The 22,740-nt window shown below is 72.5% G+C and carries 18 protein-coding genes; 16 read left to right on the top strand and 2 right to left on the bottom strand.

Annotation, left to right across the window (positions count from 1 at the left end):
- Nucleotides 1-89 precede the first annotated feature (89 nt).
- Nucleotides 90-842 (top strand): PIG-L deacetylase family protein, encoded by a 753-nt coding sequence (locus AC07FK_RS24315; RefSeq protein WP_479107043.1) that lies wholly within the window; start codon nucleotides 90-92, stop codon nucleotides 840-842.
- Nucleotides 843-897: 55 nt separating this feature from the next.
- Here AC07FK_RS24315 and AC07FK_RS24310 read toward each other — a convergent pair whose 3' ends face one another.
- A complete protein-coding gene (locus tag AC07FK_RS24310) occupies nucleotides 898-1,803 on the bottom strand; it encodes an RNA polymerase sigma factor SigF (RefSeq protein WP_479107042.1) in 906 nt (301 codons plus the stop codon).
- 285 nt (nucleotides 1,804-2,088) lie between these two features.
- On the opposite strand from AC07FK_RS24310, the gene AC07FK_RS24305 reads away from it, so the two are divergent.
- The 15 genes from AC07FK_RS24305 (at nucleotide 2,089) to AC07FK_RS24235 (ending at nucleotide 19,954) form a co-directional block, all read left to right on the top strand.
- Complete coding sequence (locus AC07FK_RS24305) at nucleotides 2,089-4,737, top strand: beta-N-acetylglucosaminidase domain-containing protein (protein ID WP_479107150.1); 2,649 nt, start codon at nucleotides 2,089-2,091, stop codon at nucleotides 4,735-4,737.
- A 240-nt stretch (nucleotides 4,738-4,977) separates the two neighbouring features.
- A complete protein-coding gene (locus AC07FK_RS24300; RefSeq protein ID WP_479107041.1) occupies nucleotides 4,978-6,348 on the top strand; it encodes a hemolysin family protein in 1,371 nt (456 codons plus the stop codon).
- Nucleotides 6,345-7,379 carry a hemolysin family protein gene (locus AC07FK_RS24295; RefSeq protein ID WP_479107040.1) on the top strand — a complete coding sequence of 345 codons (1,035 nt, stop codon included), beginning with the start codon at nucleotides 6,345-6,347 and terminating at the stop codon, nucleotides 7,377-7,379. Before AC07FK_RS24300 ends, AC07FK_RS24295 begins: the two co-directional genes overlap by 4 nt.
- A 47-nt stretch (nucleotides 7,380-7,426) precedes the next feature.
- On the top strand, nucleotides 7,427-8,020 hold the full coding sequence (locus AC07FK_RS24290; RefSeq protein WP_479107039.1) for a helix-turn-helix domain-containing protein: 594 nt from the start codon (nucleotides 7,427-7,429) through the stop codon (nucleotides 8,018-8,020).
- 131 nt (nucleotides 8,021-8,151) lie between these two features.
- On the top strand, nucleotides 8,152-9,120 hold the full coding sequence (locus AC07FK_RS24285) for an NADPH:quinone oxidoreductase family protein (protein WP_479107038.1): 969 nt from the start codon (nucleotides 8,152-8,154) through the stop codon (nucleotides 9,118-9,120).
- The gene (locus AC07FK_RS24280) at nucleotides 9,117-10,298 is read left to right on the top strand and encodes an acyl-CoA dehydrogenase family protein (RefSeq protein WP_479107037.1); all 1,182 of its coding nucleotides are present in this window, start codon (nucleotides 9,117-9,119) and stop codon (nucleotides 10,296-10,298) included. The genes AC07FK_RS24285 and AC07FK_RS24280 overlap by 4 nt, the downstream gene beginning before the upstream one ends.
- Nucleotides 10,295-11,425, top strand: coding sequence for an acyl-CoA dehydrogenase family protein (locus AC07FK_RS24275; protein WP_479107036.1), 1,131 nt, complete (start codon nucleotides 10,295-10,297; stop codon nucleotides 11,423-11,425). Before AC07FK_RS24280 ends, AC07FK_RS24275 begins: the two co-directional genes overlap by 4 nt.
- An 89-nt stretch (nucleotides 11,426-11,514) precedes the next feature.
- Nucleotides 11,515-13,110 (top strand): ABC transporter substrate-binding protein, encoded by a 1,596-nt coding sequence (locus tag AC07FK_RS24270; protein ID WP_479107035.1) that lies wholly within the window; start codon nucleotides 11,515-11,517, stop codon nucleotides 13,108-13,110.
- A 32-nt stretch (nucleotides 13,111-13,142) separates the two neighbouring features.
- The gene (locus AC07FK_RS24265) at nucleotides 13,143-14,108 is read left to right on the top strand and encodes an ABC transporter permease (protein ID WP_479107034.1); all 966 of its coding nucleotides are present in this window, start codon (nucleotides 13,143-13,145) and stop codon (nucleotides 14,106-14,108) included.
- The gene (locus AC07FK_RS24260) at nucleotides 14,101-14,982 is read left to right on the top strand and encodes an ABC transporter permease (protein ID WP_479107033.1); all 882 of its coding nucleotides are present in this window, start codon (nucleotides 14,101-14,103) and stop codon (nucleotides 14,980-14,982) included. Before AC07FK_RS24265 ends, AC07FK_RS24260 begins: the two co-directional genes overlap by 8 nt.
- A 305-nt stretch (nucleotides 14,983-15,287) precedes the next feature.
- On the top strand, nucleotides 15,288-16,193 hold the full coding sequence (locus AC07FK_RS24255) for an ABC transporter ATP-binding protein (protein WP_479107149.1): 906 nt from the start codon (nucleotides 15,288-15,290) through the stop codon (nucleotides 16,191-16,193).
- Nucleotides 16,186-16,845 (top strand): ABC transporter ATP-binding protein, encoded by a 660-nt coding sequence (locus AC07FK_RS24250; RefSeq protein ID WP_479107032.1) that lies wholly within the window; start codon nucleotides 16,186-16,188, stop codon nucleotides 16,843-16,845. Before AC07FK_RS24255 ends, AC07FK_RS24250 begins: the two co-directional genes overlap by 8 nt.
- Nucleotides 16,846-17,024: 179 nt before the next feature.
- Nucleotides 17,025-17,888: a phosphatidylinositol-specific phospholipase C/glycerophosphodiester phosphodiesterase family protein gene (locus tag AC07FK_RS24245; protein WP_479107031.1), complete on the top strand. Its 864-nt coding sequence runs from the start codon at nucleotides 17,025-17,027 to the stop codon at nucleotides 17,886-17,888.
- A gap of 119 nt (nucleotides 17,889-18,007) precedes the next feature.
- Nucleotides 18,008-18,202 carry a hypothetical protein gene (locus tag AC07FK_RS24240; RefSeq protein WP_355252712.1) on the top strand — a complete coding sequence of 65 codons (195 nt, stop codon included), beginning with the start codon at nucleotides 18,008-18,010 and terminating at the stop codon, nucleotides 18,200-18,202.
- Nucleotides 18,203-18,376: 174 nt separating this feature from the next.
- Complete coding sequence (locus AC07FK_RS24235; protein WP_479107030.1) at nucleotides 18,377-19,954, top strand: hypothetical protein; 1,578 nt, start codon at nucleotides 18,377-18,379, stop codon at nucleotides 19,952-19,954.
- A 57-nt stretch (nucleotides 19,955-20,011) separates the two neighbouring features.
- Here AC07FK_RS24235 and AC07FK_RS24230 read toward each other — a convergent pair whose 3' ends face one another.
- Nucleotides 20,012-22,711: a SpoIIE family protein phosphatase gene (locus tag AC07FK_RS24230; RefSeq protein ID WP_479107029.1), complete on the bottom strand. Its 2,700-nt coding sequence runs from the start codon at nucleotides 22,709-22,711 to the stop codon at nucleotides 20,012-20,014.
- Nucleotides 22,712-22,740 lie beyond the last annotated feature (29 nt).

Below are 22,740 nucleotides of genomic sequence, written 5' to 3'. Positions count from 1 at the left end.
CGACCCACGGGTTACGTTCAGGAGAGTGGACGCCGTTCCTGGGCGGGCGCCGGAACCGGAACGGATCGTTCGCCGCTTATTCTGCGGGCATGACGACCGAGCCGACGCAACAGCCCCAGCAACTCCAGCCGATGCCCACCGACTGGCAGCGCGCCCTGGCCGTGGTGGCCCACCCGGACGATCTGGAGTACGGGTGCGCGGGAGCCGTCGCGGGATGGACGGACGGCGGCTGCGAAGTGGCGTACCTGCTCGCCACCCGGGGCGAGGCCGGGATCGACGGTCTGGAGCCCGACACGTGCGGCCCGCTGCGCGAACAGGAGCAGCGGGCGAGCGCGGCGGTCGTCGGCGTCACGACGGTGGAGTTCCTCGACCACCGCGACGGTGTGATCGAGTACGGCACCGCTCTGCGCCGCGACATCGCGGCCGCGGTCCGCAAGCACCGCCCGGAACTGGTCATCACCCTCAACCACCGCGACACCTGGGGCGGCGTCATGTGGAACACGCCCGACCACCGGGCCGTCGGCCGAGCCACCCTGGACGCGGTGGGCGACGCCGGCAACCGGTGGATCTTCCCCGAGCTCACCGCGCAAGGGCTCGCGCCCTGGGACGGCGTGCGCTGGGTCGCCGTGGCGGGCTCCTCGCAGCCGACGCACGCGGTGGACGCGGGGCCCGGCATGGAGCGGTCCGTCCTGTCGCTGCTCGAACACCGCGCGTACATCGAGGGCCTGACGGACGAGGACCCCGAGACGTACTGCCGCGCCTTCCTCGGTCAGAACGCGCAGCGGGCGGCCGACCTCTTCGGCGGGAAGCCCGCCGTCACCTTCGAGGTCTTCAGCCGCTGAAGCCACTGGCGTCCCGGCGCCTGGGCGTCTCTTGGCGTCCCGGGGGAAGGGACGCTCAGGTCTCGCAGAGCATGCCGGTGCGGAGCCGGCCGAGGGTGCGCGACAGGAGGCGGGAGACGTGCATCTGCGAGATGCCCAGCTCGGCGCCGATCTCCGACTGCGTCATCTCCTGGCCGAAGCGCATCTCGATGATGTGCCGCTCGCGGTCGTCGAGCTCTCCGAGCAGCGGCGCCAGGGTGTGCAGGTCCTCGACCGTCTCCATGGCGGGGTCGGACTCGCCCAGCACGTCGGCGAAGGTGCGCGAGGAGGCGGCGCGGCCGTCCTCGCCGGGGTCGCTGGGCAGGTCGAGAGAGCCGGCGGTGTAGCCGTTGGAGGCCACGAGGCCCTCCACGATCTCGTCCTCACTGAGCTTCAGGTGAGCGGCGAGTTCCTTGACCGTGGGCTCCCGGTCCAGCGCGGTGCCGAGTTCCTCCTTGGCCCTGGCGAGCTCGACCCGCAGCTCCTGGAGCCGCCGGGGGACGTGCACGGCCCAGGTCGTGTCCCGGAAGAACCGCTTGATCTCCCCGATGATGTAGGGGACGGCGAAGGTCGCGAACTCCACCTCACGGGTGAGGTCGAACCGGTCGATGGCCTTGATCAGACCGATGGTGCCGACCTGGACGATGTCCTCCATGTCGCCGCCGCCCCGGTTGCGGAACCGCCCCGCCGCGAACCGCACCAGTGACAGGTTCATCTCGATCAGCGTGTTGCGGGCGTACTGGTGCTCCGGCGTGCCCTCCTCCAGGATCTGGAGTCGGTCGAAGAAGGCCTTCGACAGAGCGCGGGCGTCCTTCGGGGCCACCTTCCCCGCGTCCTCGATCCACGGCAGCTCGCTGACGCCGGGGGCAGCCCCGGCGGTGCGCGCGCCCGTCGCGACCTGCGTCCGCGGAACGTCCGAAATCCGCACCGGCGTTGTCGTCATGTTCCCGCCTCTCATCGATCGCTCCATTTCCTCCGACTGCCCAGACATCCGCTTTGTATGTCTCGCGCCGCCGAATGGCGGACGGGTGCGCTCTCGCGGGTACGGCTGTCCGGCCGAAAGTTGACTGGGCTCGGCCGGATTGCGGAAACGTCTTGTTTGGACGTGCGCGCCATTGACAGCCCGTCAGGCCCCAGGAGGATTCTGTGGCGTTGTGATGCGCGACTGCCCACAGATCTCTTCGGGACCCCTGGAGGACGTGTGACGCTCCGCCCGCGCCCGCTCGCCATGCTCGCCTGCGCTTCTGCTCTCGCCCTCGTACTCGGTGTTCCGCCCGCCGGCGCGGCCGCCGAACCGCCGCAGGCCGAGAGCCGAAGATCCGCCCCCGTCGTCACGCCGACCCCACAGGACGTCCGGCCGCGCGACGACCGTGTCACCGTCTCGCCGAGGGTGACGCTCGTCGCGGGTGCCAAGGCCGACGCCACCGCCCTGAAAGTGACCCAGCAGGCCCTCCTCGACGCCGGCGCCCATCAGGTCGTACGGGGCGAGAACCCCGTCCCCGGCCGGCTGACCGTCTACGTCGGCGGCCCCGGGGAGACCGAGCAGACCGCCGGGGCGCTCACCGCCCTGGGCATCGAGGGCCCCGCGCAACTCCCTCCCGAGGGGTACGTCCTGGGCATCGGTGAGCGCCGTATCGTCCTGTCAGGCAAGGACACCGCCGGGACGTACTACGCCGCCCAGTCGCTGCGCCAGCTGCTGCCCGAGCGCAAGGGGCCCGGCGCCAAGGTGGCGGGAACCGAGATCCGCGACTGGCCCACCACATCGATCCGCGGTGTCATCGAGGGCTTCTACGGGATTCCGTGGACCCACGCCGCCCGCCTCGACCAGCTCGACTTCTACGGCGAGCACAAGATGAACATCTACGTGTACTCGCCCAAGGACGACCCGTACCTGCGCGAGCGGTGGCGCGAGCCGTACCCGGCCGCCCAGCTCGCGAAGATCGAGGAACTGGTCGGCCGGGCCCGCGCCCGCCATGTGGAGTTCACCTACGCGCTGTCGCCGGGCCTGAGCGTCTGCTACAGCTCCGAAGCCGACATCAAGGCGCTGACCGACAAGTTCGAGACGGTCTGGGGCCTCGGCATCCGCACGTACGCCGTCCCGCTCGACGACATCAGCTACACCAGGTGGAACTGTCAGGCCGACCGCGACAAGTGGGGAACCGGCGCGGCCGCGGCCGGCGCGGCCCAGGCGTACCTCCTCAACCGGGTCAACCGGGACTTCATCGCCACCCACCCGGGCGCGGCGCCGCTCCAGATGGTGCCCACGGAGTACTACAACGTCACCCCGTCCCCGTACAAGAAGGCGCTCGCCGAACAGCTGGACGAGGACGTGGTGGTCGAGTGGACCGGCGTCGGCGTCATCGCGCCGGTGATAACGGTGGCGCAGGCGAAGGCCGCGCGGGACGTCTTCGCGCACCCCATCCTGCTCTGGGACAACTACCCGGTGAACGACTACGTCACCAACCGGCTGCTGCTCGGCCCGTACAACGGCCGGGAGAAGGGGATGCCCGCCGAGCTGGGCTCCGGCATCACCGCCAATCCGATGAACCAGGCGTACGCCTCGAAGATCCCGCTGATCACGGTCGCCGACTACACGTGGAACGACGCCGCCTACGATCCGCGCACCTCGTGGCAGACGGCGGTGTCCCTGTACGCGGGCGGCGACACGCGGGCCGAGAAGGCGCTGCGGATCTTCTCCGACGTCAACTACAGCTCCCGCATCAACGCGCAGCAGGCGCCCGACCTCGCCGCCGAGATCGCCGCCTTCTGGGAGTCCGGGGACACCGCGGCGCTGGACAGCGCGCTGACCGGCCTCCAGGGGGCCCCGGACGTACTGCGTGAGCGTCTCGCCGAGCAGGAGTTCATCACCGACAGCGCGCCGTGGCTCGACGCCGCGGAGGCGTGGGGCGTGGCGACGCGCGCCGCGCTGCGGCTGGTCGAACTGGCCCGCGACGGCGAGGGCGCCGCGGCGTGGGACCAGCGGCAGCGGCTGCCCGGCCTCGTCGCCGCGGCGAAGTCCTTCACGTACACGGACCTGGAGGGGCGCAAGATCCCGGTCGTCGTGGGCGAGGGAGTGCTCGACAAGTTCACCGAGGACGCGGCCGCGGAGCACGACCGGCTGCTCGGCGTCACCGGAGCCGTCAAGGGCCTCACCAATCTGCCCGCGTACCAGGGCAACACGATCGCCCGGATGCTCGACGGCGACGACGGCACGTTCTTCTGGAGCAGCCGCGCCGTCGCCACCGGCGACCATGTGACGGTCGACCTGCGCAAGGAGCGCGCGATCGGCGGCATCTCGCTCGCCATGGGCAAGCCGTCCAGTGCCAACGACTACATGCGCCAGGGCGTCCTGGAGTACTCGTCGGACGGCTCTTCCTGGGCACAGCTCGCGACGTTCTCCGGAAAGGCCGTCGTGACGGCGACGGCCCCGGCGGGCACCGAGGCACGGTACGTACGGGCGCGGGCCACGGCGGGGCAGACGAACTGGCTCGTCGTGAGGGAGTTCGCCGTCGAGACGACGGACGGGTCCGTGACCGGCGGGCCGCCGGCCGCGGCGGGCAGCAGCCTGCGGGCCGCGGCCGACGGCGACGTGACGAGCGTCTACCGCGCGGCGCGAGCGCCCGAGCCCGACGAGGCGCTCCAGGTGGACCTCGGCGGCGCCCGGGAGGTGCTGTCCGTGACGGTCCTCCGGCCGAAGGGCGGCTCGGCGCGGGCCGACGTACAGGTGCGCGAGACCGGCGGGGACTGGCGTACGGCCGGCGAGCTCGCCGGCGCCTACAACCATTTCTCGGTGGACGGTGACGCGGTGTCGGCCGTACGGCTGCGATGGAGCGAGGGCGGCGGCGCGCCGCAGGTCGCGGAGGTGATCGTGCGGTAGCGGCGCGGCACCGAGCACGGCGCGGCCCCCAGGTGGATCGGCCCGGGGGCCGCGCCGGCCCCGCGGCTGTGATCACCGTCACCCGGCACCGCTTTGCGCCCCCTTTACTATGGGTGCGCGGGGGTTTCGCCCCGCCCCGACACCTGAACCAAGAAGGAGCCGCAGTCCCGCAATGGGTGAGCCTCCCAGTACGAGCCGTGCCATGTCCGTCCTTTCGCACACCGGGACGGAGGTGGCACGGTGACCGAAGTACTTCTTCTGCTCCTCGCACTCGCGCTGACTCTGGCGTGCGCGTTGTTCGTCGCGGCCGAGTTCTCGCTGACGACGATCGAGCGCGGCGAGCTGGAGCGGGCCGCGCAGGCCGGTGAACGGGGCGCCGCGAGCGCTCTGAAGGCCGCCAAGCGCCTCACGTTCCAGCTCTCCGGCGCCCAGCTGGGCATCACCGTGACCTCGCTGGTCATCGGCATGCTGGCCGAGCCCTCCCTGGCCGTGCTGCTGCGCGGCCCGCTGGAGGCGGCGGGGCTGCCCGCGGGCGCCGTGTCCACCGTCGCGACGCTTCTCGGCGTCGCCCTGTCCACCGTGGTGCTCATGGTGGTCGGCGAGCTGGTCCCCAAGAACTGGGCGATCTCCAGCCCGCTGGCGGTCGCCAAGGTGGTGGCCGGCCCGCAGCGCGTGTTCACCGCCGCCTTCGGACCGCTGATCCATCACCTCAACAACACCGCCAACCGGGTGGTGCGCCGCTTCGGCCTGGAGCCCGCCGAGGAACTGGCGTCCGCCCGTACGCCGCAGGAACTGGTCGCCCTGGCGCGGCACTCCGCGCGCGAGGGCGCGATCGAGCAGGACTCCGCCGAGCTGTTCGTCCGCACCCTGCACCTGAGCCGGCTGACCGCCGAGAACGTCATGACGCCGCGCGTCGACGTCCAGGCCCTGGAGGCGCGCGCCACCGCGGCCGACGCCGCCAACCTCACGCTCGCCACCGGGCTGTCCCGGTTCCCCGTCTACCGCGAGACGCTGGACGAGGTGATCGGCACCGTGCACATCCGCGACGTGCTCGCCCTGGACGAGGCGAAGCGCGCCCGTACCCCGGTCACGGCGCTGGCCACCGAGCCGCTGCTGGTGCCGGACTCCCTCCCGGTGGACCGGATGCTCCAGCAGCTGCGGCGCAGCCGCACCATGGCCGTCGTCATCGACGAGTACGGCGGCACCGCTGGCGTCGCCACGGTCGAGGACGTCGTCGAGGAGGTCGTCGGCGAGGTGCGCGACGAACACGACCCGCACGAGCGTCCCGGCCTGGAGCCGGGCGCCCCGTCGGCGGAGGGCCGCGAGGTGTGGGAGGCGGACGGCAGCGTACGCCTGGACCAGCTCCAGGAGATCGGCTTCACCGCTCCCGACGGACCCTACGAAACGCTCGCCGGGCTCATCGCGACGCGTCTGGAGCGCATTCCGGCGCCCGCCGACCGGCTCGACGTGGCCGACTGGAACATCGCCGTCCTGGACGTGGAGCACCACCGGGCGGACCGGGTCCGCATCACCGGGCCCGCTCCGGACCCGGCGCAGGAGTCCGCGCCGGTGCCCGCGCCCGCCGCCAAGATCGCCGAGGAAGTCCGATGACCGCGTTCCAGCTCGCCCTCGGCGCGCTCACCCTCCTCACCAACGCGTTCTTCGTCGGCGCGGAGTTCGCCCTCATCTCCGTACGGCGCAGTCAGATCGAGCCGGAGGCGTTGCGGGGCAGCCGCCGGGCCAAGAGCACGCTGTGGGGTCTCGAACACCTCTCGGCCGTGATGGCCACCGCCCAGCTGGGCATCACCATCTCCTCGCTCGTGCTGGGCGCGGTGGCCGAGCCGGCCATCGCCCACCTGCTGGAGCCGCCGTTCCACGCCGTCGGCGTGCCGGAGGCGCTGATCCACCCGATCGCGTTCGTGATCGCGCTGACCCTGGCGACGTACCTGCACATGCTGGTCGGCGAGATGGTGCCCAAGAACATCGCCCTCGCCGCTCCGGCGCCGACCGCGCTGGCGCTGGCTCCGGCCCTGGTGGCTGTGACCCGCGCCCTGCGGCCGGTCGTCTTCGGCATCAACGCGTTCGCCAACGTGCTGCTGCGGATGCTCGGCGTCGAGCCGAAGAACGAGGTCACGTCCGTCTACACCGACGACGAGCTGGCCCGTCTGGTCAAGGACTCCAGCGAGGCCGGCCTGCTGGCGCCGGCGGACGGCGAGCGGCTGCGCGACGCCCTGGAGCTGGGCAACAGGCCCGTGGGCGAGGTGATGGTGCCGCTCGGCAGGATCGTCACCGTCGATCACACCACCACCCCGCAGCAGCTGGAGCGGGCGGCCGCGACCTGGGGCTTCTCCCGGCTGCCGGTCACCGGTCCGGGCGACGAGGTGCTGGGCTACCTGCACATCAAGGACGCCCTCGGCGTCGTCGAGCGCACCCGGCCGTTCCCGCGCGCCGCGCTGCACCCGGTGATCCGCGTGGAGATCGACACGCCGCTCGACGACACCATGACCGCCATGCGGGCCGCGGGCACCCACCTGGCCGCCGTCACGGGCGGCAAGGGCACGGTGATCGGCTTCGTCACCATGGAGGACGTGCTGGAGGAGCTCGTCGGTCCGGCGGCGCCCGGTAACGAGGTGCCGGCCTGACGGCCCTCGTGTTTGACAAGCGCCGTTGCTGATCCTGCAATGACCGCATGGATCCCATGGACGAAGAGCGGAATCTCGACGGCGTACTGAACGAGGTGGGCCCGCGCCTGCGCAGACTGCGCAAGGAGCGCGGGGCCACGCTCGCGGCCCTCTCCGAGGCGACCGGCATCTCGGTGAGCACCCTCTCCCGGCTGGAGTCCGGGGGCCGCAGACCCAGCCTCGAACTGCTGCTGCCGATCGCCCGCGCCCACCAGGTGCCGCTCGACGAACTGGTGGGCGCGCCGCCGGTCGGGGACCCGCGGGTGCGCACGAAGCCGTTCGAACGGGGCAAGCAGACGTACTTCCCGCTGACCCGCCAGCCCGGCGGCCTCCAGGCGTACAAGGTGATCTCCCGGCGGACCGGTGAGGAGCCCGAGCCCCGTACGCACGAGGGCTACGAGTGGCTGTACGTCCTGTCGGGCAGGCTGCGGGTGGTGCTGGGTCCGCACGACCTGGAGATCGGGGCCGGCGAGGCGGTGGAGTTCGACACGCGGGTGCCGCACTGGTTCGGGCCGGTGGGGGACGCGCCCGCCGAGTTCCTGAGCCTCTTCGGGCCGCAGGGGGAGCGGATGCACGTGAGGGCCAGGCCGAAGTCCGGCTGATCGGGCCGCGCCGCCGGCCGGTCGGGCCGGGACTGTCCGGCCGATCGGGCCCGGGCTGTTCCCAACCAGGCAAGCGACCGCTTAGTATGCGGCCAGCGTGGTACTGCCTACGGTGTTGTGGAGGGTCTCGGATGCAGGCATGGCGAGTGCACGAGAACGGCGAGCCGGGCGAGGTGATGCGGCTCGACGAGGTCGTCAGGCCCACGCCGGGCGAGGGGCAGCTCCTGCTGAGGGTGCGTGCCGCGAACATCAACTTTCCGGACGCCCTGCTCTGCCGCGGCCAGTACCAGGTGCGTCCGCCGCTGCCCTTCACCCCGGGCGTGGAGATCTGCGGCGAGACGGAGGACGGCCGCCGCGTGATCGCGAACCCGGCGCTGCCGCACGGCGGGTTCGCGGAGTACGTCGTCGTGGACGCGGCCGCCGTGCTGCCCGCGCCCGCGTCGCTGGACGACGCCGAGGCGGCGGCCCTGCACATCGGCTACCAGACGGGCTGGTTCGGCCTGCACCGCCGGGCGCGCATCCGGGCGGGGGAGACCCTGCTGGTGCACGCGGCGGCGGGCGGCGTCGGCAGCGCCGCCGTACAGCTCGGCAAGGCGGCGGGCGCCACCGTCATCGGCGTGGTCGGCGGCCCGGAGAAGGCCCGGGTCGCCCGGGAGCTGGGCTGCGATCTGGTGATCGACCGGCGCACCGAGGACATCGTCGCCGTGGTCAAGGAAGCCACCGGCGGGCGGGGCGCGGACGTCGTCTACGACCCGGTGGGCGGCGACGCGTACGCCAAGTCGGCCAAGTGCGTCGCCTTCGAGGGCCGCATCGTCGTGGTCGGATTCGCCGGCGGCGAGATCCCCGCCCCGGCGCTCAATCACGCCCTGGTGAAGAACTACGCGATCCTCGGCCTCCACTGGGGCCTCTACAACACGAAGGACCCGGCCGCGATCCTCGCCTGCCACGAGGAGCTGACCAGGCTGGCCGCCGAAGGCGCCGTCAAGCCGCTGGTCAGCGAGCGCGTCGCCATGAAGGACGCGGCGGACGCCGTCCAGCGCGTCGCCGACGGCACGACCACCGGCCGTGTGGTCGTCGTACCCGAGGGGGCGGCCCGATGACGGACACGACCGAAGTGCGCGCCCTGACGCAGGAGTTGCTGGCGGCCCACCCGCCGGCCACCACGGACCGCGCGGACTTCCTCAAGGCGCGCTTCGACGCCGGGCTCGCCTGGGTGCACTACCCCGTGGGTCTCGGCGGCCTCGGCGCGCCCCGCTCGCTGCAGGCCGTCGTGGACGCCGAGCTGGCGGCGGCCGGCGCGCCCGACAACGACCCGCGGCGGATCGGCATCGGCCTCGGCATGGCCGCGCCGACGATCCTGCGCTTCGGCACGGACGAGCAGAAGCGGAGCCTGCTGCGGCCCCTGTGGGTGGGCGAGGAGGTGTGGTGCCAGCTGTTCAGCGAGCCCGGCGCGGGCTCCGACCTCGCGGCACTCGGCACCCGCGCGGTGCGCGACGGTGACGACTGGGTGATCGACGGACAGAAGGTGTGGACCTCCAGCGCCCATGTGGCCCGCTGGGCGATCCTCATCGCCCGTACGGACCCCGGCCTCCCCAAGCACCAGGGCATCACGTACTTCGTGTGCGACATGACCGACCCCGGCGTGGAGGTCAGGCCGCTGCGCCAGATCACCGGCGAGGCCGAGTTCAACGAGGTCTTCCTCACCGGCGTGCGCATCCCCGACAGCCGGCGCCTCGGGCCCGTCGGCGAGGGCTGGAAGGTCGCGCAGACCACGCTCATGAACGAGCGCGTCTCGATCGGCGGCTCCCGCATCCCGCGCGAGGGCGGCATGATCGGGCCGGTCGCGAAGACCTGGCGCGAACGCCCCGAACTGCGCACCCACGACCTGCACCGGCGCCTGCTGGACCTGTGGGTCGAGGCCGAGGTCGCCCGCCTCGCCGGCGAGCGGCTGCGCCAGCAGCTCGTCGCCGGCCAGCCGGGGCCGGAGGGCTCGGGCATGAAACTGGCCTTCGCGCGCCTGAACCAGGAGATCAGCGGCCTGGAGGTGGAACTGCGCGGCGAGGAAGGGCTGCTGTACGACGACTGGACCATGCGCCGCCCCGAACTCGTCGACTTCACCGGCCGCGACGCCGGCTACCGCTACCTGCGCTCCAAGGGCAACAGCATCGAGGGCGGTACGAGCGAGGTGCTGCTCAACATCGTCGCGGAACGCGTACTCGGGCTGCCGTCCGAGCCGCGCAGCGACAAGGACATCGCCTGGAAGGACCTGGCCCGATGACTGACCTGCTCTACTCCGAGGCCGAGGACGACCTCCGCGCGGCCGTACGCTCCCTGCTCGCCGACCACTGCGACGCCGCGGCCGTCCTCACCCGCGCGGAGTCGGACACGCCGTACGACCCGCGGCTGTGGTCCTCGCTCGCCACCGACATGGGCCTGGCGGGGCTCCTCGTGCCCGAGATGCTCGGCGGCCAGGGCGCCACGCACCGTGAGGCGGCCGTGGTCCTGGAGGAACTGGGGCGCAGCGTCGCCCCGACCCCGTACCTCACGGGAGCGGTCGTCGCGGCCGAGACGCTGCTGGGCTGCGACGCCGGGAACGCCGAGAACACCGCCAGCCCCGAGAACGCCGCGGTCGCGGAGCTGCTCGGCGCCTTGGCGGGCGGCCGTACCGTCGTGGTGCTCGCCGTCCCGCTGTCCGCCGCGCCCGGTGCGCGACTGCCGTGTGCCGTACGGGCGGACGACGGCACTCTGCGCGGCCGCGTCACCGCGGTCGCCGACGCGGCCGCCGCCAAGGTGCTGCTCGTACCGGCCGAGGACGGCCTGTACGCGGTGGAGACGGGGTCGCCCGGCGTCACCGTCGAGTCGCTGACGCCGCTCGATCTGACCCGGCCGCTGGCCACCGTCACCCTCGAAGGGGCGCGGGGCCGCCGGCTCGCAAGCTCCGCCGAGGCGCCCGTCCGGCGCGGGCTGCTCGCCGGCGCCGGGCTGCTGGCCTCGGAGCAGCTGGGGCTCGCGGAGTGGTGCCTGGAGGAGACGGTCAGGTACACGCGCGACCGCAAGCAGTTCAACCGCCCGGTCGGGTCCTTCCAAGCGCTCAAGCACCGCATGGCGCAGCTGTGGCTGGAAGTCGTCTCCGCGCGGGCCGCCGCCCGCAACGCCGCCGACGCCCTGGCCACCGGCAGCCCGGACGCCCCCCTCGCGGTGGCGGTCGCGCAGACGTACTGCTCCCGGGTCGCGGTGCACGCGGCCGAGGAGTGCGTGCAGCTGCACGGCGGCATCGGGATGACCTGGGAGCACCCCGCGCACCTGTACCTCAAGCGCGCCAAGGCCGACTCCATCGCGCTGGGCGCGCCGGGCGCGCACACGGAGGCGGTGGCGGAACTCGTCGGCCTGCCGGCGCCCCGGTAAGGGGCAGTGGATCAAGCACCCCTCTACATACGGTTTAATTGCGAGTCGTTCGCAATAACTGTTGATCTTTATTAGGGGTGTGGCGAGGCATGCTGTCCCGATCCATACGTGGGGCGGCCGCCGCGACGCTGGCCGGAACACTGGCCATCAGCGCGGCGGCCTGCTCGAAGCCGGGGGAGAGCGCGGCCGGACACGGCGCGGGGGACTCGGCGGTCGTCGGCATCGCGTACGAGCCCGAGACCCTCAGCCCGCTCCTCGGTTACGGCAAGGACGGCAACTCCAAGATCTTCGACGGGCTCCTCACCTTCGACGAGGACATGAAGCTCCGGCCGGCCCTCGCCGCCGAGCTGCCCGAAGTCTCCGACGACGGCCGCACGTACACGTACACGCTCCGCGAGGGCGTCCAGTTCAGCGACGGCAAGCCCTTCACGTCCAAGGACGTGGTCTTCACCTACCGCACCATCCTCGACAAGAAGACCAACAACGCCTCCAAGACGGAGCTGGACGCGATCGAGGACGTCAGGGCGGACGGCGATCACCAGGTCGTCTTCACGCTCAAGTACCCGTACGCGCCCTTCGCCGAGCGCACCGTCCTCCCGATCGCTCCCGAGCACGTCGCCGGCCGGCAGGACGTCAACAGCGGCTCCTTCACGACGAAGCCGGTCGGCACCGGGCCGTACGTCCTCACCGGCTGGTCCAAGGGCGAGAAGCTCAGCTTCAGGGCCAACCCGCGCTACTGGGGCGGCGAGCCGAAGGTGAAGAAGTTCACCATGGCGATCATCAAGGACGACGACGTGCGCGCCACGCGGCTGCGCGCCGGCGACCTCGACGGCGCGATCCTGCCGCCCAACCTCGCCGGCACCTTCAAGGACGACGGCGGCAGGACGACGTACGCCGCCCGGTCCTTCGACTACCGAACGGTGACCCTGCCGACGCACAACAAGGTCGCGGGCGACACCGACGTACGGCGGGCACTCGACGTCGCCGTCGACCGCCGCGCCATGGTCGACACGATCCTCGAGGGCGCGGGCAAACCCGCCTACGGGCCCGTTCCCACGGACAGCCCCTGGTTCGCCAAGGGCACCGAGCGCACGCACGACCTCGCCCGGGCGAAGAAGATCCTCGACGAGGCCGGGTGGAAGCCCGGCGCCGACGGCATCCGCGTCAAGGACGGCGTGCGGGCGCGGTTCCCGCTCTGGTACCTCTCCGGCGACAAGCTCCGCCAGGACCACGCCCTCGCCTACGCGTCCGACGCGAAGAAGGCCGGCATCGACATCAGGACCCAGGCCGGCACCTGGGAGGTCATCATGCCGCGCATGAAGCACGACGCGGTGCTCGCCGGCGGCGGCGCGCCCGGCGACCCCGACTTCGACCAGTACACGCTGCTCCAGTCCTCCCTCGCGGGCGACGCCTTCAACAACATGGCGTGGTACGACAACCCCGCCGTCGACAAGGCGCTCAAGAAGGGCCGCGAGAGCGGCGGGACGGCCGACCGCAGGGCCGCGTACGACACCGTCCAGCGCGAACTCGTGAAGAACCCCGGCTACACCTTCCTGACCCACATCGACCACCTGTACGTCGTCGACGACAAGTGGTCCGGGCTCACCACGCAGACCGAGCCGCACGACCACGGCCTGGCCTCCGGACCGTGGTGGAACGTCGAGGACTGGACGCCGAAGAAGTGACACACCCCGGCCGGAAGCTCCCCTGGGGGCCGATGGCGAGGATGGCCGGGCGGCGGACCCTGTTCGCCGCCCCCGTCCTGCTGGCGGTGACCTTCGGCGTGTTCGCCGTCGCCGCCGCCTCGCCCTTCGACCCCGTCAAGGCATACGCGGGCACCGCGGGCCTCACCGCCTCGCAGGAGAACCTCGACCAGCTGCGCGCCAACCTCGGCGTCGACCAGCCGCTCGTCGCACGCTGGTGGAACTGGCTGACCTCGGCCGTCACCGGGGACCTCGGCGACTCCAGCGTCATGCGCCAGCCCGTCACCGACGTCATCACCGAACGCCTCGGCTGGTCGGTGCTGCTCGCCGGCGCCGCGTTCCTCGTGGCGATCGCGCTCGGTACGTCGCTGGGCGTCCTGGCCGCGCGCCGGCAGGGCGGCTGGCTGGACCGGGCGGTCGGCTCGGCGGCGTACACCCTGGAAGCGGCGCCCGCCTTCTGGCTCGGCCTGCTCGCCATGTGGTTCTTCGCGCTGGAACTCGGTGTGCTGCCGGCGGGCGGACTGACCGACACCGACAGCGATGTGGCGACGTTCGGCCAGGTCGCCACGCACCTGGTGCTGCCGGCGGCCGTTCTCGGCGTCTCGCAGCTTCCCTGGTTCTTCCTCTACGTGCGCCAAGGCGTCGCCGACGCGCTGGAGGAGGACCCGGTACGCGGCGCACGCGCGCGGGGGCTGAGCGAACGCACCGTGCTCCTCGGACACGCCCTGCGCTCGGGAATGCTCCCGACGCTCACGCTCGTCGGCTCGCGCGTGCCCGAACTCATCACCGGAGCGCTGCTCGTGGAGACGGTCTTCAGCTGGCCGGGCATCGCCGCGGCGACCGTACAGGCGGCGACGTCGGTGGACTTCCCGCTGCTGGCCGCGCTGACGGTGCTCGCCACCGCGGCGGTCCTCGCCGGAAACCTCCTCTCCGACCTGCTGTACGGACTCGCCGACCCCAGAGTGGGCTTCGATGGCTGATTTCGCTTCCGGGGCGCCCGTGTGGCGTTCGCACGGCCGTACTCGCCGTTCCACCCGCACGGTCCGCGTCCGTACCTCGGCGGTGATCGTGGCGGCGGTGGTCCTCGCGGTCCTGGTGGTACCGCCGCTGGCCGACCTCGACCAGCAGGCTGTCGACCTGTCGATGAAGCTCCGTGCGCCGTCCCCAGCGCACCCCTTCGGGACGGACGACGTCGGCCGCGACCTGCTGCTGCGCTGCGTGTACGGCCTGCGCGTCTCCCTTCTGGTCGGGCTGGTGGCGGCGCTGGTCGCCACGTTCATCGGTACGGCGGTGGGGGCGGCGGCAGCGGCGTTCGGCGGCTGGACGGACCGTGTGGTGATGCGGCTCGTCGACACCTTCTCGTCCGTCCCGCACCTGCTGCTCGGCATCTTCGTCGTCGCGATGTTCCGGCCCGGGGTGTGGCCGGTGATCGTGTCGGTGGCACTGACCCACTGGCTGTCCACCGCCCGCATCGTGCGCTCGGAGGTGCTGTCGCTCCGCTCGCGGCCGTACATCGACGCGGCGGTTTCGGGCGGCGCGTCACGGTGGCGGGTCGCCGTACGGCACCTGCTGCCGGGGGTGCTGCCGCAGGCGGGACTCGCGGCCGTACTGATGGTCCCGCACGCCATGTGGCACGAGTCGGCGCTGTCGTTCCTCGGACTCGGCCTGCCGACGCACCAGGCGAGCCTGGGCAACCTCGTGCAGTCGGCGCGCAGTTCGCTGCTCGCCGGCGACTGGTGGCCCACCCTCTTCCCCGGCCTCCTCCTGATCGTCCCGACCCTCGCCATCGCGGGCCTCGCGGGCGCCTGGCGGGAACGGATCAACCCGCGCCGCCGATCGGAGCTGATGCTGTGACGACGCCCCAGAACACCGGCCGGGCCGCGTCCGCGACGACGGAGCGTTCCCGGGTGCGGCCCGCAGCCGCTCTGGGGAACGCGCACACGCCGCACGAAGACGGCGCGTCTTCGGAACGTTCCGTGGAGCGTCATGCGGCCGTTCCCGGGAACGCTCGCAGCGCGTCTTCGGAACGTTCCGTGGAGCGGTCGGCGGTCGTTCCCGGGAACGACCGCAGCGCCCCGTACACCGTCGGCCCTTCCGCGCCGGAAGGGAGCCCTCGGACGCCCCTGTTGTCGGTGCGGGGCCTGTCCGTACGGTTCCGCATGCGGGGCGGGCGGCACATCGAGGCCGTCAGCGGCGCCGACTTCGACCTGGCGGCCGGGGAGTGCCTGGCCCTGGTCGGCGAGAGCGGGTGCGGCAAGTCCGTGCTCGCCTCCGCGCTGCTGGGGCTGCTCCCGGGCAACGCGCGGACGGCCGGTTCCGCGCTCCTGGGCGACCTCGATCTGCTCACCGCCGACGAGCGCACCCTGGCGCGTACCGTACGGGGGCGCCGCATCGGCCTCGTCCCGCAGAGTCCCGCCGCGCACCTCACGCCCGTACGGACCGTCGGGGCGCAGCTCGAGGAGACGCTGCGCGAACTGACCGGCACGCGCAAGCAGGACCTGCGCGCGGCGACCCGTAGGGCGGCCGACCGGGCGGCGTTCCCCGTGGACCACCTCGACCGCTACCCCCACGAGCTGTCCGGCGGACTCGCTCAGCGCGCCGCGACCGCTCTCGCCCTCGTCGGCGACGCGCCCCTGCTGCTCGCCGACGAGCCGACCACCGGCCTCGACCGCGACCTCGTCGACCGCACCGTCGACGAACTGCGCCGGCACGTCGACGAGGGCCACGCCCTGCTGATGATCACCCACGACCTCGCGGCGGCCGAGCGCGTCGCGGACCGCGTCGCGGTGATGTACGCGGGAAGGATCGTCGAACTCGCCGACGCCGGACGCTTCTTCGCCGCGCCCGGCCCCCGGCACCCGTACGCCCGGGGGCTGCTGAACGCCCTTCCCGAGCGCGCCTTCACGCCGATCCCCGGCATGCCGCCAGAACTGGGCGACCTGCCCCCGGGGTGCGCCTTCGAGGCCCGTTGTCCGTACGCCACCGACGCCTGCGCCGTCCGGCCGGTCCTCGCGGACGGCGTCGCCTGTCACCACCCGCCGGCCGAGGAGCGTGCCCGTGCTTGAACTCGACGCGATCACCGCCGGATACGAGCGCGGGTCCCCGGTGGTCCGCGGCGCGCACCTGACCGTCGCCCCCGGGGAGGCGGTCGGCCTGCTCGGGCCGAGCGGCTGCGGCAAGTCGACCCTCGCCCGGGTCGCCGCCCTGCTGCACCGCCCCGACGCCGGGACCGTCACCCTCGACGGCAGTCGTGTCACCGGCTGGCGCCACCGCGCCCCGCGCGCACAGCGCACGGCGATCGGTGTCGTCTTCCAACAGCCCCGGCTGTCCGCCGACCCCCGCCTGAGCCTGCGCGACCTGATCGCCGAGCCGCTGCGGGCCACCGGACGGCGCGACGGGGCGGCGGCCGCGGTGAGCGCGCTGGCCCGGACCGTGGGACTCGGCGACGACCTCCTGGGCCGCCGCCCGCACGAGGTGAGCGACGGCCAGCTCCAGCGCGCCTGCCTGGCCCGCGCGCTGGTGCTGCGCCCCCGCTGGCTGGTGTGCGACGAGATGACGGCGATGCTCGACGCCTCGACGACGGCCTTCCTGGTCGCGGTCGTCGAGGAGTACCGGCGCGAAAGCGGCGCGGGCCTGCTGGCCGTCGGCCACGACCGCGTCCTCCTGGAGCGCTGGTGCGACCGTACGCCCCGCTGGCAGGACATCGCGGCGGTCTGAGTCCCCACCCGCCTGCCGGCCCCCGCAACGCCCTGGTGAGGCTCCGGCCTGACGCTCCGACAGCATCCTGAACCGGCGGCGACAGGTGACGGAACTCTTGTCGTGACACTGCCCGTCGGGGCGGCGGGGAGCGGATACTCGCCGGAGTCCCGAACGTCCCGTACGTCTCCGGAGGCACCATGGCCGTCACCGCGCCCACCCGCCGCGCAGTCGTCACCACCCTCGCCGCCGCCCTCGCGGGAGCCGTCGCCTTTCCCGCGTCCGCCCGGGCCGCAGGGAAGAAGCCCGGCCCCGGACCCCTGCGGCGCGCGCACGCGCACAACGACTACCACCACGATCGTCCCCTCCACGACGCCCTCTCCCACGGCTTCACGAGCATCGAGGCGGACATCTTCCTCGTCGACGGGGAACTGCTCGTCGCCCACGACCCCGTGGAGCTCGACCCCGCCCGCACGCTCGAATCGCTGTACCTGGCCCCCCTCGCCGCCCGCGTCAGGGCCCACCACGGTTCCGTGTACCGGGGGCGCCGCCGCCCCGTACAACTGCTCGTCGACATCAAGAACGACGGCGCCGCCGCCTACCTCGAACTGCACCGCCAACTCCGCCGCCACCGGCGGATGCTGAGCACGTACGCCCACGGCCGCGTCCGCCCCGGCGCGGTGACCGCCGTCGTCTCCGGCGACCGCGCCGCCCGCGTCCCCCTGGAGGCGCAGCGGGTGCGCCACGCCTTCTACGACGGGCGGCTCGACGACCTCGGCGGGCCCGCCTCCGCCGGTCTCATACCGCTGATCAGCGGCAACTGGTCGCACAGCTTCTCCTGGCAGGGCTCCGGACCGTTCCCCGACGCCGAGCGGGCGAAGCTGCGCGGCGTCGTGTCCACCGCCCACCGGCGCGGACAGCGCGTCCGGTTCTGGGCGACGCCCGACCTGCCGGGGCCGGCGCGGGACGCCGTCTGGACGGAACTGCTCGCCGCGGACGCCGACCACATCAACACCGACGACCTCGCCGGCCTCGAACGGTTCCTCCGCACGTACGACGCGTAACCGCCGTCACCAACAGTCAACACCCGTACGGCGGACACGTCTTCCGCCCGGATGGGCCCTCCGCTGCGCCAGACTGACGGCCGAATGCCGCAATTCGCGCGCGGCGGAGGAGGTTGACCATGGCCATTTCGATCTCGTTGGTGCTGCTCCTGCTGATTCTCGCGGTGATCTTCCTGCGGAACGGAGGACTCAAGGTCTCGCACGCGCTGGTCTGCGCCCTGCTCGGCTTCTTCCTCGCCGGTACGAGCATGGGCCCGACCATCCAGAACGGGATCGCCGCCACCGCGGACGTGGTCGGCGACCTCAGGCCCTGACCTCCTGACCGTCTGGACCGTCCCGACGGTCCGCACCGGACCGACCCGCCCCGCACGTCCGGGTGTTGCGCGCGGATGGCGGGGCGGTGAAACCGCACGGGTTTCCATGGACACTTCAAGGGGTCGGCCCTAGCGTCGGGCGACGGCGCGACCGTCACCCGTCCAAGGAGCCTGATGTCCAGGACCCGCAGAGCGTACGCCCGCACGCTGGCCCTCGCCCTCGCTCTCGTCGTCCCCGCCGTCCTGCCGTCCGGGGTCGTCCGCGCCGAGGAGATACCCAAGGCGCCGGGCCACCGGCTGGTCAGCGCGTACCAGGGCGAGCCGGCCACCGCACAGCCGGTTCCCGGCGACGCGCCCCCTCAGCACCCGTTCCTCGCCCCGAACGGCCGCAGCGGCATGCACGCGGACGCGGCGGGCAGCGGTACCCACCCGTACTCCGGACCGCTGGGACGCGACCCGCAGGTCACCAGCGAACGGATCGCGGCGCTGGGCGGCGAGTGCGCGACCGCGACCTTCGACGCCGCGGGCCGCCTGATCACCGTCTGCGGCACCTTCCAGGGCTTCCTCCTCAAACTGCTGCACCCGAGAACGCTCGGCACCCTCGCCGAGTACAGGCTTCCGCAGCGCTCCTCGACCGTGGAGGCCGTCACCCGGCTCGACTTCGAGAAGATCTTCAAGGACACCTCCGGCGGCGCGTACTTCTACCTCGACCACCGCGACCGGGTGGTCCTCGCGGACTCCCGCCAGCACGTCCTGCGGATCGCGCACGAGCGGACGGCGGACGGCACCTGGCGCTTCGTCGTCGAGGACGACTGGGACCTCACCGGGCACGTTCCGCACGACTGCGTGTCCTGGACCAATCTCCGCCCCGGCGGGACCTGCGACCCGGTGACCTCCGTGATGCCCGACTGGCAGGGCCGCATCTGGTGGGTCACCCGGCTCGGCCGCGTCGGCACGGTGGACCCGTCGAACGGGCGCATCCGCAGCGTCCGGCTCGAAGGGGAGGAGATCCAGAACTCCTTCTCGGTCGCCGAGGACGGCGTCTCGATCGTCTCCGACCACGCCCTCTACAGCTTCCGCGCGGACCCCGACGGCACGCCCCGTACGCAGTGGCGCCAGACGTACGACCGGGGAACGGGCACCAAGCCCGGCTCCGTCAACCAGGGATCGGGCACCACCCCCGACCTCTTCGGCGACGGCTACGTGGCGATCACCGACAACGCCGACGACCGGATGAACGTCCTCGTCTACCGCCGCGCGGCGCACGTTCCCGGAAACGGCCGACTGGTCTGCAAGGTGCCCGTCTTCCCCTCCGGCAGGTCCACCACCGACAACTCCCTCATCAGCTGGGACAACAGCCTGGTGGTGGAGAACAACTACGGCTACGAGAACCCGTCGTCGCTGCTCCTGGGCCGCAGCGTCACGGGAGGCGCCACCCGCATCGACGTACGCGAGAACGGCAGCGGCTGCGACACCGTCTGGGAGAGCGGCGTACGCTCCCCGTCCACCGTTCCCAAGCTCTCCACCGCCAACGGACTGCTGTACTTCTACGCGAAGGAGCCGAACAGGCTCGGGATCGACGCCTGGTACCTGACGGCCGTCGACTTCCGTACGGGCGAGATCCGCTGGCGGCAGCTCACCGGCACCGGCCCGGCGTACGACAACAACTGGGCGCCCCTCACCATCGGCCCCGACGGCACCGCGTACGCCGGTGTCTTCAACGGGATCGTGGCGGTGCGTGACCGGGACTGACCACAAGGGCGCCGCCCTGCGGCCACACACCGCACTCCGGCGCTCAGCGGGCCGGCCTCAGAGCGGGCTCCGCGGCGCTTCGCCGTCCGGCAGCGGCTGTTCCGTCCAGATGACCTTGCCGTCCCCGGTGTACCGCGTGCCCCAGCGGTCGGCGAACTGCGCGACGAGGAAGAGCCCGCGCCCGCCCTCGTCCGTGTGCGCCGCCTGGCGCAGGTGGGGGGAGGTGCTGCTGCGGTCCGACACCTCGCAGATCAGGCTGCGGTCGCGGATCAGCCGTACACCGATCGGACCGGCGGCGTAGCGAATGGCGTTGGTGACCAGCTCACTGAGGATCAGCTCGGTGGTGAACGCCTCCTCCGCCAGGCCCCACTCGGCCAGCGTGCCCGTCACGGCGGCCCGTACCCCGGCCACCGCCGACGGGTCGCTCGGCACCTCCCACGCGGCCACCCGGCTGGAGTCCAGTACCCGCGTACTGCTGACGAGCAGCGCGATGTCGTCCCGCTGCCGCGCGGGCAACAGCGCACCGAGCACCTCCTCGCAGGTCTCCTCCGGCGTCAGACCGGCGTGGTCGCCCAGCGTGCGGAGCAGGAGCGCCATTCCCTCGTCGATGTCCCGCTCCCGGTCCTCCACGAGTCCGTCCGTATAGAGGACCAGTCGGCTGTTCTCCGGCAGCTGTACGTCGAGCGTCTCGAAGGGCAGCCCGCCGAGGCCCAGCGGCGGGCCGCCGGGCACGTCGGCGAAGTACGCCGTGCCGTCCGGACGGACGATCGCCGGCTGGAGGTGACCGGCCCGCGCCATGGTGCAGTGGCCGGTCACCGGGTCGTAGATCGCGTACAGACAGGTGGCCCCGGTGACCCCCGCCTCGTCGCCGGTCTCGTCCTGGTCGAGGCGGGCGACCAGTTCGTCGAGGTGCCACAGGAGCTCGTCGGGCGGCAGGTCGAGGGTGGAGAAGTTGTGCACCGCCGTGCGCAGCCGCCCCATGGTGGCGGCGGCGTGCAGCCCGTGACCCACGACGTCGCCCACCACGAGCGCGACCCGGGCGCCGGGCAGCGGGATGATGTCGAACCAGTCCCCGCCGACGCCGCCGAGTCCGCCGAGCCCGGCCTGGGCGGGCAGGTAGCGGTAGGCGACGTCGACGGCGCTCTGCTCCGGCAGGCCCCGGGGCAGCAGGCTGCGCTGCAGGGTCACCGCCATGGTGTGCTCGCGCGTGTAGCGCCGGGCGTTGTCCACGCTCACCGCGGCGCGGGCGACCAGCTCCTCCGCGACGGATAGGTCCTCCTCCTCGAAGGGCTCGGGTTTCTCCGAGCGCCAGAAGATCGCCAGGCCCAGGATGACGCCGCGGGCGCGCAGCGGAACGGCGATCATCGAGTGGATGCCGTGCTCGACGAGCTGCTGGGCCCGTTCCGGGTCCTGCTCCTGCCAGCCGGAGTAGGCGCCCAGCCGCGCCTGGAGGACGGCCTCGCCCTTGCCGAGACTGAATCCCATCGGCGTGGAGGGAACGAAGCGGATCGTTTTGCCGAGGGGGTAGAGCGACGTGTGTCCGCTCAGGCCGTGGAAGGCCACCCGGCGCAGGTCCACGCCCGGACCGGTGCCCGTGGCGGTCGGTTCCTCGCTGCGCAGCACGGCCTCGACCAGGTCGACCGTGGCGTAGTCGGCGAAGCGAGCCGCAGCGAACTCCGTCAGCTCTTCGCAGGTGCGTACGACGTCGAGGGTGGTGCCGATCTCCGTCCCGGCGTCGTACAGCAGCTTCAGGCGCTCCCGCGCCACGTCGGCCCTGCCCGACAGCGCCTGGAGCTCGGTGGTGTCACGCAGCGTCGCCACGCTGCCGGCCGGACCGCCGTGCTGGTGCGTGGTCCGCAGGTTGACGGCGAGCAGGCGGTCGCCGACCGGGTGGACCTCGTCGGTGACCTCCCGGCCCGAGGCCAGCAGCCCGGCGGTCTGGGGATCGAGCCCCAGCTCGCCGACGTGCAGTCCCTCCACCTCGTTCGGCAGGCCGAGCAGCCGGCGCGCCTCGTCGTTGGCGAGCATCAGCCGGCCGTCGCCCCCGACGATGAGGACGCCCTCCCGCACGGCGTGCAGGACCGCGTCGTGATGCTCGTACATCCGGGTCATCTCGGTGGGGCCGAGGCCGCGCGTCTGGCGGCGCAGCCGTCTGCTCACCAGCGCCGTCCCGCCCGTGGCCAGGAGCAGCACGACCGCCGCGGCCCCGAACAGCAGCGGGATCTGCTCCTCGACGACGCCGCTGACCTTCTCGATGGTGATCCCGGCGGAGACGACACCGATGACCGAGCCGTCACGGGCGATGACCGGCACCTGGGCCTGCACGAGCGGGCCGATCGTCCCGGTGATCTTCTCGGTGACGACCCGGCCCTCCAGTGCGGGCCCCAGGTCGCCCACGAACTTCTTCCCGATCCGGTCGGGCAGGGGGTGGGTGTAGCGGATGCCCTCGCGGTTCAGTACGACGATGAAATCGACCCCGGCGCGCTCACGGGCCTTCTCGGCCGGACTCTGCAGCTCCGCCGTCGGGTCGGGACTGGCCAGGGCCTCCTCGAGGCCGGGTGCGTTGGCGAACGTCTCGGCCACAGCGACCGAGCGGTTGCGGGCCTCCCGTTCGCTGTCGGACCGGGACTGCAGGACGAGCACCGCCATGGCGGTGGCGACGAGCAGGACGACGATCGCCACCTGCAGAAGGAAGACCTGACCAGCGACAGTTCGCATCCGCAAAACCGAGCGCGGGCGGCCGTTGCGTCCGGCCATGACCTCTTTCTACACCTCCCGCAAACGCC

This window comes from Streptomyces sp. NPDC046122 (assembly GCF_056429965.1).
Note: the sequence above shows the minus strand (reverse complement) of the source record. Positions and strands in the feature narration are given on the sequence as shown.

Excerpts from the sequence above, each read along its gene's own strand:
- AC07FK_RS24315 (WP_479107043.1), top strand. The coding sequence starts at position 90 with ATGACGACCGAGCCGACGCAACAGCCCCAGCAACTCCAGCCGATGCCC.
- AC07FK_RS24310 (WP_479107042.1), bottom strand. The coding sequence starts at position 1,803 with ATGACGACAACGCCGGTGCGGATTTCGGACGTTCCGCGGACGCAGGTC.
- AC07FK_RS24305 (WP_479107150.1), top strand. The coding sequence starts at position 2,089 with ATGCTCGCCTGCGCTTCTGCTCTCGCCCTCGTACTCGGTGTTCCGCCC.
- AC07FK_RS24295 (WP_479107040.1), top strand. The coding sequence starts at position 6,345 with ATGACCGCGTTCCAGCTCGCCCTCGGCGCGCTCACCCTCCTCACCAAC.
- AC07FK_RS24290 (WP_479107039.1), top strand. The coding sequence starts at position 7,427 with ATGGATCCCATGGACGAAGAGCGGAATCTCGACGGCGTACTGAACGAG.
- AC07FK_RS24285 (WP_479107038.1), top strand. The coding sequence starts at position 8,152 with ATGCAGGCATGGCGAGTGCACGAGAACGGCGAGCCGGGCGAGGTGATG.
- AC07FK_RS24280 (WP_479107037.1), top strand. The coding sequence starts at position 9,117 with ATGACGGACACGACCGAAGTGCGCGCCCTGACGCAGGAGTTGCTGGCG.
- AC07FK_RS24275 (WP_479107036.1), top strand. The coding sequence starts at position 10,295 with ATGACTGACCTGCTCTACTCCGAGGCCGAGGACGACCTCCGCGCGGCC.
- AC07FK_RS24270 (WP_479107035.1), top strand. The coding sequence starts at position 11,515 with ATGCTGTCCCGATCCATACGTGGGGCGGCCGCCGCGACGCTGGCCGGA.
- AC07FK_RS24265 (WP_479107034.1), top strand. The coding sequence starts at position 13,143 with ATGGCGAGGATGGCCGGGCGGCGGACCCTGTTCGCCGCCCCCGTCCTG.
- AC07FK_RS24260 (WP_479107033.1), top strand. The coding sequence starts at position 14,101 with ATGGCTGATTTCGCTTCCGGGGCGCCCGTGTGGCGTTCGCACGGCCGT.
- AC07FK_RS24255 (WP_479107149.1), top strand. The coding sequence starts at position 15,288 with ATGCGGGGCGGGCGGCACATCGAGGCCGTCAGCGGCGCCGACTTCGAC.
- AC07FK_RS24245 (WP_479107031.1), top strand. The coding sequence starts at position 17,025 with ATGGCCGTCACCGCGCCCACCCGCCGCGCAGTCGTCACCACCCTCGCC.
- AC07FK_RS24240 (WP_355252712.1), top strand. The coding sequence starts at position 18,008 with ATGGCCATTTCGATCTCGTTGGTGCTGCTCCTGCTGATTCTCGCGGTG.
- AC07FK_RS24235 (WP_479107030.1), top strand. The coding sequence starts at position 18,377 with ATGTCCAGGACCCGCAGAGCGTACGCCCGCACGCTGGCCCTCGCCCTC.
- AC07FK_RS24230 (WP_479107029.1), bottom strand. The coding sequence starts at position 22,711 with ATGGCCGGACGCAACGGCCGCCCGCGCTCGGTTTTGCGGATGCGAACT.